Source organism: Lactobacillus sp. M0393 (assembly GCF_016102025.1).
Classification (GTDB): domain Bacteria; phylum Bacillota; class Bacilli; order Lactobacillales; family Lactobacillaceae; genus Lactobacillus; species Lactobacillus melliventris.
Genome location: NZ_JACFPK010000003.1, coordinates 132,182 through 146,018, shown reverse-complemented (window position 1 = coordinate 146,018; position 13,837 = coordinate 132,182). Strand labels below are relative to the sequence as shown.

Below are 13,837 nucleotides of genomic sequence, written 5' to 3'. Positions count from 1 at the left end.
ACATTATGGAAGAAAAACAATTAAAACTATTGCTGAAGGATATGAGCCTTGACGAAAAAATTGGGCAGTTAATTCAATTATCTGGGGAATTTTTTCAAGCAAACGATATTTCATACGGTCCGCGAGATAAATTAGGTATTTCACAGGAAATGGTTGACTTAACCGGATCGGTTCTCAACGTTGCGGGAGCTGAGACTACTCGAAAAGTACAGGACCAACAGATGGCCAGACAGCCGCATCATATTCCTGTCATGTTTATGTCTGATGTAATTTATGGTTATAAAACAATTTATCCAATTCCCTTAGGCCTAGGTGCAACTTGGAACCCAGAAATTATAAAGAAGGCTTTTGCTACAGCAGCCGATGAAGCTTCAGCTGCTGGTATTCAGGTTGCTTATGCTCCTATGCTTGATACCGTGCATGATGCCAGATGGGGTAGGGTCTTAGAGTCTCCCGGTGAGGATCCATACCTTAATTCTAAATATGCTGAAGCAATGGTTGAAGGTTTTCAGGAAAAAATAGAGGAAAATAAAGGTGTGGCCGCCTGCTTTAAGCACTTTGCCGGTTATGGTGGAGTTGAGTCTGGCAGAGAATACAATACCGTTGATATGTCAATTAGCAACCTCTATCAGAATTATCTGCCTGCTTATAAAGCAGCGGTAAAAGCTGGTGCTAAATTAGCAATGACTTCTTTGACAGCTTTAAATGGCGTTCCGTCAACTGCAGATAAGAAATTGTTAGATAATTTGCTCAGAAAAGTTTGGGGCTTTAAGGGCATCATTATCTCCGATTATGCTTCAATTTATGAACTGGTTAAACATGGATTTGCTGCAAATACAGTTGATGCATCCTATAAAGCTTTGAATGCTACTGTCGACATAGATATGAAATCGCCGTGTTATGCTAACGGTTTAAAGCAGCTTGTAACTAATGGTCAATTAGACGAAAAGAAAATTGATGCAGCCGTTTGGCGCGTTTTATCATTGAAAAATGACTTTGGTTTGTTCGAAGATCCTTATCGGGGAACATCGCTTGCTAGAGAAAAGGCCAGTGTTTTATCCGAAGATAAACGGAATCTGGCCAGAAAAATTGCTACAGAAGCCGTGGTACTGCTCCAAAATAAAAATAACGTTTTACCACTTAACAAAAATGAGAAATTTGCGTTGATAGGACCATACAGTACCGAACATTCTTTGCTAGGAATGTGGGCTGTACATGGCGAACCTAAAGACAGCGTTTCAATTTTTGAGGGACTGAAACGTTATGTGCCCGATATTAAAACCGCTAAGGGAACGGATATTAATCGTAGTCGCCAGATGCTGCAAGAAATGGGTTTTCCGTCTGATGAAGCAATTTCTCAGGTCATTTCAACTGAAGAGGAAGAAAAGAATAATAACAAATTGGCACTTCAAGCAGCCCGAGAATCAGATGTCGTGATCTTGGCGATGGGAGAAAGCACTCTTGAAGCCGGAGAAGCGGGTTCAAAAACGAATCTTTCTTTGCCAGCCAATCAGTTAGATTTGGTCAATAAAATTTCTGCTTTGGGTAAAAAATTAGTTCTCTTAATTATTAGTGGCCGCCCACTAGTGTTAACAAACGTCAAAGACAAAGTTGACAGTATACTTGAGTGCTGGTTCCCCGGAACCGAAGGTGGAGCAGCAATCGCAGATATTTTATTCGGCAAAGCCAATCCTTCTGGAAGGCTGACAATGTCGTTTCCGTACAGTTCAGGACAAGAACCGCTTTATTACAATCACTTGTCAACTGGCCGTCCTGTTCATGATTCGCAACATGTTGGCCGCTTTTTATCAAAATATTTGGATGCTCCTGCTGAACCTCTATATCCATTTGGCTATGGCCTATCTTATGGTCATATCAGCTATGAAAAGATGACGTTAGATAAAAAAGAACTGCATCATGATGAACAAATTGTAGCTAAAGTTATGCTAAAAAATGACAGTGACTGGTATTGTGAGGAAACAGTTCAGCTTTATATGCACGACAAAGTAGCCTCGATTGTGCAGCCGGTAAAGAGGCTAATTGATTTTAAGAGGATAGCTATCAAAGCTCATACAGAAAAAACTGTCAGTTTTAACATTAGTCCTAAGCAATTGACTTTCTTTGATAATACAGGTGAAAAAGTTTTAGAAAACGGAGAATTTACTCTATATATCGGCAGTAATTCACGGGACTGTTTGGCACAGGATTTTACCTTAGTTGATTAGTAAAAAGTTAATTAAGAAAGAATAACTATGAAATACAAAAATCCAGTTTTAAGAGGTTTTCATCCTGACCCCAGTATTTGTAAAGTTGGCGATACCTACTATTTAGTTACCTCAACATTTGAGTTTCTACCCGGGTTACCGGTCTATCAAAGCAATGATTTGCTAAATTGGCGCTTGGTAAGTCACGTGATAGATAAAAGCACTGCAAAACATTATCCGTATGGCAATCTTAAAAACTCTCTTGGCGCTTTTGCTCCTACTATTCGTTTTCATGATGGTATTTTTTATATTGTTTGTGCTTTTGTACCTAGAGGCACTTTTATTGTCAAAACCAGAAATCCCACTCAAGGCTGGTCGCAACCTATTTGGCTAAAAGAGGGAGTCGGCATTGATCCTTCCTTAACCTTTTTGAATGATAAGTGTTATCTGCAAATGACAGAAGCTGGTAAAATAATGCAATTTTTGCTAGATCCGGATACTGGAAAAATATTAAGTGAGGAAAAAATAATTAGTTATGGCACTGGGGGTCGTGATCCTGAAGGCCCTCATATCTATTATCAATATGGTAAATTTTGGCTCCTGTTAGCAGAAGGAGGAACTCGTTCAGGCCATATGGTAACTATGCAAGTTGCTGATAACATTGATGGGCCTTACCACAGCGTCCTAAATAATCCCATTTTGACAAACCGCGATTACAAAAATGAGCTTCAGTGCGTTGGTCATGCGGATATAGTTCAAATAGATGAAGAAAGATTCTGTCTGGTTGCACTTGCGACCAGACAGCCGCCCCATATTCATCGCACCTTACTAGGACGTGAAACAATTTTATTGCCTGTCACTTGGGATGCCAACAAAATTGAAGTTAATAAAAATGAAAAAATGGGCAAGGCAACAGTTAATGTGGCCGCGCCATTAAAAACTAATTTGCAGTCACATAGTGAGGAAGACTTTACTGCAGATAATTTGCTTTCTGTGGTAGGATTGCCTCATTACCAGCTTGTAAAAGACGAATTAACATTAAAAGCTAATACGTTGCCTCTTAAGATGTCTCAGGTGAGCCAACTTGCACCTTCTTTTATTGGTTTTGCGCAAACTGAATTTAACGGTGAATTCTCTTTTTGCTTAAAGGCTGAAGAGCTGAGAGCGAGTTTAGCCGGATTAACTGTGTATAAAGATGACACACATTATTTTGCAGTTTTGTATAATGCTGAGCAAAATACAATTCAAATAGGCAAACGAGATAGCGACCTGAAAATTGAGCAGAAGCTAAAGGTAAAACTAAAAGGCAAAATAATCAGATTTATTTTAAAAATGAGGCAAGAAAATTATTGTGTGATTTTAAAGGATAATGAAACTGAAATTGCTAAAACCAGTATGCTAACCAGACATTTTACTAATGAAGTTAGTGATTCTCCTTTTACAGGTGTAGTAATCGGTTTAAGAGCAATTGGTCAAAATAACGTTAAATTTTATTCAATTAGTTTAAGGTATGAAAATCTGTAGTAGCAAAAAAGGTAGAAAAAACTCTACCTTTTTTTGTGTGATATTTACAGTCGAAACTTAATTAAATTGTGCTACAAATTGGTCTACTTCAGCTAAATATAATTGCTTTTGGCGTTGACTGATCCAAGAGGTCTCAAAAGAATTTTTAGCAAGTTGCACGATTTGATCTTGTGACAGATCAAATTTTTGTGCTAAAGCATAATAATTATCACTGATGTAGCCTTTGAAGTAAGCAGGGTCATCTGAATTAATGGAAACTTTTACTCCCGCATTCAAAAGATCGATTACTTCTTTACCCTTCATTTCTGGTGAAACAAAGCTGTTAGATAACGGACAAGAAGTTAAGCCAATCTGTCTTTTGGCGGCTAGTTCAACCAGGTCTGGATCTTCCACAATGTTGGTGCCATGATCAAGCCGTTCAACTTCCATAATTTCTAAAGCCTGACGAATATGTTCAATTGAATCTTTTTGATCAATGTCACAGTGAGTAGTGATGTGCAGTCCAGCCGCAGCTGCATCTTCAAACTGGCGGGCAAATTTTAGTGGCGGATTGTTATGCTCATCAGAGTCAAGTCCAATGCCAATTATCTTATCACGGTACTTAAGACCTTCCTGCAGGGTCTTTCTAGCAGACTCTTTAGAAAAATCTCGTAAAAAGCACATGATTAGATGAGCATCAACGTTTAATGCCCGTGCATCAACAGTAGCTCGATAAAGACCATTGAGTACAACTTCGAATGGGATGCCGCGGCTAGTGTGAGCTTGGGGGTCAAAAAATAATTCTACATGTCGAACATTGTTGGCAGCAGCCTTAGTTAAATAAGCCCAGGCCAAGTCGTAAAAGTCTTCTTCAGTTTGTAGAACATTCATTGCTGGATAATAGACAGCTAGAAATGATGCTAAATCATGGTAATTATAAGTCTTTTGGACATCTTCGATTGTAGTTTGTCCTATATCCACATGATTACGTTTGGCTAACTTTAACTTCAATTCCGGTTCTAATGTTCCTTCGATATGCAAATGCAATTCGGCTTTAGGCAAGCCCCGGGTAAATTCTGGTGTGACGACTGAACTCATGTAATCCTCCTTAGACAATGTTCTTAATATTTGCTTATTATTTTAGTTTAGCACAATTTTTATAATAAAAATAGAGTAAAAAACGAACAAATTAAGTAGTATTAGTTTATATGTTCCTAATAAAATGCATAGCTAAGAATATAGTCAGGTAAAATAATTAAAAATTCCAGTTAAGTATTTTAGTCGCAATGGCGCCATTTTGCATCTGTTAAAATACGGGCTGTTAATAAGCCGATTGGCAGGGCAGTAATAATCATCAAAGCATCCATAATCCAATAAGCACCGACATTAATGTTAGTAATGCCAAAATTGAAGACAGCGCGATACATGTATAAGCCGGGAACCATGATGACAATTGCGGGAACAGTGATCGCAATACGGGGAAAACCAACTTTATCACGGACAAAACTGGCAATTAGTCCTGCTAATAAAGCTCCAGTGAATGCTGCTAGAGCGGCCGGAACATGGTTGAATTCAACTAGACTTAAACGCAGAGTATTTGCCAGAGCACCAATCACGGCAGCAACTGTTGCCATTGATAATTTAGCATTAAACATAATTGAAAAGCCAAAAACGCCACAAAAACTGGCAATTATTCTAAGCACTGTCAGTAAAGCCGGATTAAGATTTAGTTTTGGCATAGCACCCGGTGATAAGTTGAGCATGGTAGCCGTACCCCAGCCTACCATGGAAGCAATCATAACGACTAAGATAGCATAGGCCAGTCTTTCAAGGCCTGAACGCATATCAAGTTTTGACATATCAAGACCAGATGTGATAAAAGGAAAGCCGGGAATGACGTAGAGCATTGAGCCGATATAGCCATAAGCATGATTACTGCTCCAACCCCAAACTATTTTTCCTAATTTAAAGCATAGGAAATATACGGTGCAGGAAACTGCCACACCAACAGTTATTTTGGCAACAAGTGTAATTTTCTTTTTACCCATTAGTTGGCGTAAATAGTTACCAACTAAAGCGCCTAAAAATGTACAAAACATTTCTGGCAAGCCACCACCAAGTAAAAAAATAAAACTAGCACACGCCAGGCCGGCACTCAAAGCGGAAATGATTAAAGGATAATTTTGAGTATGGCGCTCAATTTGATTCAATTTATGGTGAACTGCTCCAATTGTCCAATAATCATTTTCAGTTTCAAATTTACGGACAAATTCTTCCATTTCATTTAACTTATTCATATTGACTTCTGTAGTTGGTAAGGAAAGAGTCTGTGAGTATGACTTGTTGTCAACGTCAAAGCAGGTATAGCTGATAGTTACTAAACCAATGTCGGCTGAACAAGTGATTTTGAGTGCTCTTGCAATGGTATTCATTGAATCGCGCACTCGCCAGGCTCCAGTACCACATTGCAGGAGCATTATACCGATTCTGCCGACTAAAGACCCTTTTTCTACTAGGGTAATATCTTTGACTAAAGTATCATCCGGACTTTTAAAAAACTGTTTCCAGTGAATTTTCATGTGATGCTTACTAGAAATTTTGGGATATGATGCTGGAGATTGTTCGTCTGTCATAACTGCTTTTTGACCTTTCTGTTATTAATATAGTGTTTTAATTTTACCACACTCGTGGTTGGACCAATTTTATAGAATTGAGTTTAAAAAAGATGTTAATTACAAAAAAGTGTAGTATACTACAGTATGATAAAATATTAGTATGAGATTTACTTCTAAGGAAATTATATGACAGCTTTTTTGAACCGAATTGGTCCCAAAATTAAAATTGCGAATACTTTGATTGAAAAGGAATTAAACAAGCAGTTTGCAGAAATATTTAGAGATTATTCTTTAACAGGTGCCCAAATTTCTCTGATGATTTATTTATATGAATCAAAAGCACGGCAAATTACCCAAAAAGAAGTGGCAGATGCATTTGTGCTAAGTCATCCTACAATTCGAGGAATAGTTAAACGCTTAGAAGCAAATAAATTAATTGCTACTTCGCGTTTAGAAAATGATCAAAGACAAATTGTGTTAGAGCTTTCAAATGAAGGCTTTAATTTAATTGACAAAAATATTTTTAAGATCCGGACAATTATGACAAACATTAATAAGCGCATTACTAAGGACTTGTCAAAGCAAGAAATTTCAGAACTTGAACAAGTCTTAAATAAAATTTCTGCAAATTTCTAATTATTATTAGCAAAAATGTAGCATGCTACATTAAAGAAGGGACTAAAATGATCAAAAATATTTCTAATAAAAAAAGAGCTTTAATGATGGCCGTTTTACTATTTGGAGCATTTGTTTCGCTACTAGCGGAAACTTTTCTCAATAACGCTCTCCCCACAATAATGGCTACGTTTAAAGTTAATCAATCCACTGCTCAATGGCTTACTACTTCTTATTTATTGGTCGTAGGGCTAATGATTCCCATGTCAGCGTGGATCTTTGAATCATTTAATTTAAGACAAAACTTTTTAACAATGATGCTAATCTTTTTTACGGGATCAGTCATTTGTATTTTTGCTCCTAATTTTGCCACATTACTAGTTGGCAGAATTATTGAAGCTGTGGCGGCCGGTAGTTTAATGCCATTTATTCAAAACGTCATTTTGATTATGTTTCCTCCTGCAAAAAGAGGCATGGCAATGGGAATCACTGGCTTGGTAATTGGATTTGGTCCAGCTGTTGGTCCCACGATTTCGGGATTAATCTTAAAGTATGCAGACTGGCAAATGCTTTTTATTATTTTAAGTATTGCCAGTGGGTTGGTAGCTATTTGTACTGTATTTTGTATTCAAAATATCACTCAACCGCGCAAAAGCAATACTGATTTAATATCGTTTATTGAATCTATTTTGGGCTTTGGCTTAATCTTGTATTCCCTGTCTGATATCGGGAACACTGGCAAAATTACAATTGCAATAGCAGCTCTTTTTACACTTGGTGTACTAATTATTTTGTTATTTTGTCGACGTCAGTTACATATGAAGAAACCATTACTTAATATTAGAGTTTTTCAAAATTTACAGTTTGACTTGGATACTTTACTAAGTACTATCAGCAATATTTCAATGGTAGGAATTGAATTAGTTTTACCATTATATTTACAAACTACTAGACAAGAGAGTGCATTAACTTCTGGTTTAGTAATGATGCCAGGGGCTCTATTAATGATCATTTGCAATCCGGTTTCAGGAACTTTATTTGATAAGTTTGGTATTAAAAAATTGGCACTTTTTGGTTTTACTATGCTTTTATTAGGCACATTACCAATGGTTGTTTTTAATAGCAATACTAGTCTTGTTTTAATTAGTTTATGTTACGCGCTACGTATGGTGGGAATATCATTTACCATGATGACCACTTTTACTGCGGGTATAAATGTTGTAGAACCTCACATGACGGCACATGCAAATGCGGGTTCATCTACAGTCAGGCAAATAGGTGGCTCACTTGGCACAGCATTATCAATGCTGGTAATTAGTTTGTGTGCAGGTGGTACATCGACTGCGAATCTAGCAACTGGATACCGTTGGGGCTTTGTTTTAATGCTGGCTTTTGCAATTATTGGCTTTTGCAGTTCGCTATTTTTACCTCAAAAAGAAAATTAAATAGTTTTCATTAGTTCAACGTGTTAAGCCGTTTAAAATAATTCCTTCCTATACGTTAGACCAAAATAATATTATTCTGCTTAGATAATTATGTGTATAGTTAAAGTGACATTGACAAATTAATTTAAGCTAGATCAATTTTTATGAAAACGGTATTATAAAACTGCTGGTTACTTATAGTTAGGAATTGACTGGCAAACATTGAACTATTCTATAAAGCACGTAAAAATAGATATTAGCTGAGGAAATGAAAACTAATGAAACTAGATAAAACTAATGAAATATTAGATGAGGTTGTCCCTTTAACTCAATATGCTTTTTTAAAAACTAATGATCTGAAAAAAGATAATAATTTTATGAGTTGTTATCAGCACAGTAACAGTTATGGCATTTTTCATGATGGTAAACTTGCAAGTTATATTATGGCAATTCATTTTGCAAGTCAGATTTTTGATCATCAAATTAAAATGTCAGGAATTGGTTATGTTTCCTCATATCCGGAAAATCGCGGCCATGGAGATATTTCCAGGCTAATGAAAGAAATACTGGAAGATCTTCATGACGAAGGTGTTTCGCTATCTAATTTAGCACCATGGTCAGAAACGTTTTATCGGCAATATGGCTATGAAAATACTATTTATCAAAAAACCTATAGTATTGAACCTGCAATGTTCAAGTATTTCAAGTTACCCAAGGTCGGTAAAATTTTAAGAGGCAATTGGAGTAATCCGACATTAAGTGGTTTGATAATAAAGCTATACCAAAAGCAAATTGATGCAGGTGAGGAGCGTAATACGATTGTTAGAGCAAAATGGTGGTGGCACAGACTCGAAACATATTATCCTGGCAGATATGTTGCTATTTATGTTGATGAAAATCAGGCTCCTCAGGCCTATATGTTTTATCATTTTGTAAATAAAAAATTTCAGGTTGACGAAATCTATTATACAAACGCGACTGCTATTACTGCATTGCTTAATTTTATTGGTGGTCATATTTCTTCCTGTACCGAGTTTGAAATTACAGCACCAGAAGATTCATTGCTTGAGGAATATTTTCCTGATCAAAGCGGCTTAAAAATTAGTGTCCAGCCTTACATGATGTCAAGAATCATTGACTTTGGAAAAATTGTGTCTAGCGTAAAGTTTGCTAGTGAAAAAACTGCCAATTTAGAAGTTACAGAGGATGGGATTTGTCCGTGGAACTGCGGTGTCTGGCATCTGGTAAATGATTCTGGTGAAATCAGTTGCGTTAAAACCAGTGCCAAACCTGATTTTACTGGGTCAATAACTAACTGGACGAAGGTTTTACTAGGCCATTTGACTTTAAAGCAAGCAATAAAGTTAGGGCTAATTAAAAAATTGAGTTCCAGTAAATTGGAATTTTTATCTGGTAAAGTGAGTTTTTATGACTATTTTTAACTGAAAATTGTTTCTAATTAACAAAGTAGCAGTTGCATAAATTATGCGACTGCTATTTTTTTGCTTAAAATGAACGATTTTGCAGGAAAATGACAAATTATGAATGAAAATGATTGCTTTTAATTATCAAAGCGCATAAAATACTCGCTGGGGTGAAATATATGTTAACGCCTGAAAGGCAAAAAGTGATTGAGGATTTCGTTAATCAGCATGGCTTATGCCGTGTTAGTGATCTCTGCTCAATAACTTCAACTTCAGAGTCAACCATTAGACGAGATCTAAATCAATTAGCTGAAAAAGGCTTGATTAAACGGGTGCATGGCGGTGCCCAGTCAGTCAAAAGTTTTACTCATGATGTGTCACAACATATTCGGTTTTCTATGAACCATAATGATAAAAAACTGATTGCTCAATATGCTGCTGCAAATTTTGTGCATCAAGATGATTATATTTTTATTGATGCAGGAACAACAACATATGAGATGGTTCCTTTTATTGCTGATATTCCACTAGTAACTGTTGTGACTAACGGCTTAGAAACTGCACTTTGTGCTATTAGCCATGGGATTGAGACTATACTTTTGGGTGGTCGAATCAAAGAAAATACTCACGCGGTAGTGGGACAAGCTGCTCTGAAGCAACTGCAGGGGATGAACTTTTCTGCCAGTTTTGTGGGCACAAATGGACTTGATTATCGTGGCAATCTAACCACACCCGATACTGAAGAAGCCGCAATTAAAAAAATAGCAATTGCTCAGGCTAATCAGACATATATTTTGGCCGATACTTCTAAAATTGGCGAGTGTAGTTTTGCCACTTTTGCCCAAGTTAAAAACGTCACAGTTCTTACTACTGCGCTAAGTGCAAAAGAAAAAGGACTACTGCCTGCCAAAATTAAACTGAAGGAGATTTGCTAATGATTTATACAGTTACCGTTAATCCTGCTTTGGATTATGTAATTCAATTAAAGCAGGTTAACCGTGGTGAAGTTAACCGCGCTAATAACTGCTCGTTTTTGGCAGGTGGTAAAGGGATTAACGTTTCCCAAATACTCAACCAGCTGGATATTGATAATACTGCCTGGGGTTTTGTGGGTGGCTTTACTGGCAAAGAGCTGGTACGCCAACTTAATCAGCGCCGCATTGTTAACGACTTTGTTACTATTTCTGATGTGACCCGCGTCAATGTGAAGGTGCACGCAGAAGAGGAATCTGAAATTAATGCCGCTGGGCCTAATATTACTGAGCAGGAAATAACTGCTTTTAAAGCGCGACTAAATGACTTGCAAAAAGGTGACATAGTAGTTTTAAGTGGTTCATTAGCTCCTAGCTTACCAGTAGATTTTTACAAAGAACTTTTGCCTACTATTAAAGAAGCACAGGCAGATTTTGTGATTGATACTACCGGTCAGGCTTTACTTGATACTTTGAGCTACAAACCACTGGTAATTAAACCCAACCATCATGAACTGGCTGATTTGTTTAATACTACTTTTAATTCTGATAAAGAGATGCTTGAGTGTGCGCGCAAATTGCTCGACATGGGTGCCCAAAATGTTATGGTCTCCATGGCCGGCAAGGGCGGTTATTTGATAACCCCTAAGCATTTTTATCATGCTAAGGCAGCTGTTGGAACTGCAGTCAATTCGGTTGGTGCCGGAGACTCGATGATAGCCGGCTTTGTTGGCACTTATGTGAAAACCAATGATCCGGCAGCAAGTTTCCGTATGGGTATGGCCTGTGGTGCTGCCACAGCTTTTACTAAAGATATTGCCGTTAAAAGTCAGATTGATGCGGTGTTGCCGCAAATTAATGTTGAAGAAATTTCGTAAATTGAGGAGAATTTAAATGAAAATTAAAGATATTTTGGCTCCTGAATCCATGATTATGGCGCTTAAAGCGACTAACAAAGAAGATGCCGTTAAAGAAATGGCTGATTTAGAGGTCAAAACCGGCATCGTCAATGACGAAGATGAATTCATTAAGTCAATTTGGGCTCGTGAAAACGAATCTACCACCGGTATTGGTGATGGAATTGCGATGCCGCATGCTCGGAATAAGACAATTAACAAAGCGCGCGTGCTTTTTGCTAAAAGCGAACAGGGGATTGACTACAATTCCCTTGATGGTCAACCAGTTCATTTATTCTTTATGATTACCGCGCCAGATGGCGCCGACAACACTCACTTACAAGCTTTAGCTAAATTGTCCGGTTTATTAATTGATCCTGATCTGGTTAATGCTCTTAAAAAAGCGCAAACTCCTGAAGAAGTGATTCAGCTTTTTGAAGATGCAGAACAGCAAAAGGATGAGGCTAAAAAAGCCGAAAAAGAGCAAGCCGAAAGTACAAATGATTCTAATAAGGAAGAAAAACCTTTAATTGTCGGCGTTACTGCATGTATTAATGGTATTGCCCACACTTATATGGCCCAAGAAGCTTTAATCAAAGCCGGTAAAAAACGTGGCGTTGATGTGCGCATCGAAACCAATGGTTCAGAAGGTGTCAAAGATAAATTGACCGCTGATGAGATTAGCCGCGCTCAAGGGGTTGTTATTGCGTCTGATAAGAAAGTTGACATGCCTCGTTTTGATGGCAAGCCGTTAATTTCTCGTCCCGTTGTTGACGGTATCAACAAGCCTGACGAATTGATTGATGACATTTTGAATTCTAAAGCCAGTGTTTACCATTCAAACGGTGAAAAGAGCAGTGATGATAGTGACAATGCTAAAGAAGGCGTCTGGGGTTCAATTTACAAGAACCTCATGAACGGTGTTTCCCACATGTTGCCATTTGTTATCGGTGGCGGTATCTTAATGGCAATTTCCTTTATTGTGGAAAACTATGCCGGTGGTCCTAAATCTCCTGCATTTATTTTCTTGAATAATGCTGGTAACATGGCCTTTGCTTTCATGGTACCAATTTTGTCAGGTTACATCGCTGAATCAATCGGTGACCTGCCCGCTTTAATGCCTGGTTTTGTCGGTGGTTTTATGGCTACGGTCTATAGTGGTGCCTACGGTGGTGCTTATGTTGCCAATGTGGTAACTAATGCTAAATCACCTGCCGGTTTCTTAGGCGGTCTGGCTTCTGGATTTATTGCCGGATACTTGGTAGTCGGCTTAAAGAAACTGTTTGCCAAGTTGCCGAAGTCTCTTGAAGGAATGAAGCCAATGCTCATTTATCCAATCTTGAGTCTGCTCTTCATTGCTCTTATCATGTACTACATTGTTAACCCAATCTTTAGTGCAGTTAACTTCGCCATTACTAACTTCTTAAACCAAATGGGTACGGGCAACTTAGCTGTTTTGACAACTATTTTAGCTGCCATGATGTCAATTGATATGGGTGGACCTTTCAATAAGGCTGCTTACGTCTTTGCCTCTGGTGCTTTTGCCAACGACCCGCATTCAACTGTTGCTGCTGTAATGATGGCTGCCGTAATGGTTGGCGGTATGGTACCACCATTTGCGACTGCAATTGGTACGACTTTCTTTAAGAATAAATATACTTTAGATGAGCGTCGTGCTGGTTTAACCAACTGGATTTTAGGTTTTTCCTTCATTACTGAAGGTGCTATTCCGTTTGCTGCAGCTGATCCTGGACACGTTCTGCCTTCATGCATCATTGGTTCTGCTGTTGGCGGTGCCTTAGTGGGCATATGGCGCATCGGTGTTCCTGCACCTCACGGTGGTCTCTGGGTATCTCCGCTTGCTAACCATATTTTATTGTACTTTGTTGCTACCATCATTGGTTCCATTGTTGCAGGTGTAATCTTAGGTTTGTGGAAAAAGCCTGTTGACAAGCAGGATCAAAAATAAATTCAATTTTAGATATTATTGAGAGTTCGAAAAAATATGCACTAAGCTGTTAGTTGGCTTAGTGCTTTTTTTCTGACTAAATTAGCTACTTACCTTAGAAGCGCACGCTTTTAGATTAATGGCAATAACTATGCTATCTACTGCTAGCAATAAAATTGTAATATAACTATAATGGTACGCTATTTTAAAGCAATTCGTTTTTAGTGTATAATGGTT

10 protein-coding genes are annotated in these 13,837 nt (G+C 37.8%); 8 read left to right on the top strand and 2 right to left on the bottom strand.

All coding sequences use genetic code 11. The features are described from left to right. Positions 1 to 5 precede the first annotated feature (5 nt). Positions 6 to 2,225, top strand: a complete 2,220-nt coding sequence (bglX, locus tag H3R29_RS03275; protein ID WP_198202593.1) for a beta-glucosidase BglX — start codon at positions 6 to 8, stop codon at positions 2,223 to 2,225. Between the two features lie 27 nt (positions 2,226 to 2,252). Next, the gene (locus tag H3R29_RS03270; RefSeq protein WP_198202592.1) at positions 2,253 to 3,728 is read left to right on the top strand and encodes a glycoside hydrolase family 43 protein; all 1,476 of its coding nucleotides are present in this window, start codon (positions 2,253 to 2,255) and stop codon (positions 3,726 to 3,728) included. A 57-nt stretch (positions 3,729 to 3,785) separates the two neighbouring features. On the opposite strand, the gene add is transcribed toward H3R29_RS03270, so the two are convergent. Then, the gene (add, locus tag H3R29_RS03265) at positions 3,786 to 4,805 is read right to left on the bottom strand and encodes an adenosine deaminase (protein WP_198202591.1); all 1,020 of its coding nucleotides are present in this window, start codon (positions 4,803 to 4,805) and stop codon (positions 3,786 to 3,788) included. Positions 4,806 to 4,984: 179 nt separating this feature from the next. Further along, positions 4,985 to 6,340, bottom strand: a complete 1,356-nt coding sequence (locus tag H3R29_RS03260; RefSeq protein ID WP_198202590.1) for a threonine/serine exporter ThrE family protein — start codon at positions 6,338 to 6,340, stop codon at positions 4,985 to 4,987. 168 nt (positions 6,341 to 6,508) lie between these two features. Between H3R29_RS03260 and H3R29_RS03255 the strand changes: the two genes are divergently transcribed. The 6 genes from H3R29_RS03255 (at position 6,509) to H3R29_RS03230 (ending at position 13,621) form a co-directional block, all read left to right on the top strand. Continuing rightward, a complete protein-coding gene (locus tag H3R29_RS03255) occupies positions 6,509 to 6,958 on the top strand; it encodes a MarR family winged helix-turn-helix transcriptional regulator (protein WP_174795196.1) in 450 nt (149 codons plus the stop codon). Between the two features lie 47 nt (positions 6,959 to 7,005). Then, positions 7,006 to 8,382, top strand: a complete 1,377-nt coding sequence (locus H3R29_RS03250) for an MDR family MFS transporter (protein ID WP_198202589.1) — start codon at positions 7,006 to 7,008, stop codon at positions 8,380 to 8,382. Positions 8,383 to 8,639: 257 nt separating this feature from the next. Further along, entirely contained in the window at positions 8,640 to 9,803 is a 1,164-nt protein-coding gene (gene eis, locus H3R29_RS03245) for an enhanced intracellular survival protein Eis (RefSeq protein WP_198202588.1), read from the top strand. Positions 9,804 to 9,964: 161 nt separating this feature from the next. Continuing rightward, positions 9,965 to 10,720: a DeoR/GlpR family DNA-binding transcription regulator gene (locus H3R29_RS03240; protein ID WP_198202587.1), complete on the top strand. Its 756-nt coding sequence runs from the start codon at positions 9,965 to 9,967 to the stop codon at positions 10,718 to 10,720. Beyond that, complete coding sequence (pfkB, locus tag H3R29_RS03235; RefSeq protein ID WP_198202586.1) at positions 10,720 to 11,634, top strand: 1-phosphofructokinase; 915 nt, start codon at positions 10,720 to 10,722, stop codon at positions 11,632 to 11,634. The genes H3R29_RS03240 and pfkB overlap by 1 nt, the downstream gene beginning before the upstream one ends. 16 nt (positions 11,635 to 11,650) lie before the next feature. Next, entirely contained in the window at positions 11,651 to 13,621 is a 1,971-nt protein-coding gene (locus H3R29_RS03230) for a fructose-specific PTS transporter subunit EIIC (protein ID WP_198202585.1), read from the top strand. Positions 13,622 to 13,837: the final 216 nt, after the last annotated feature.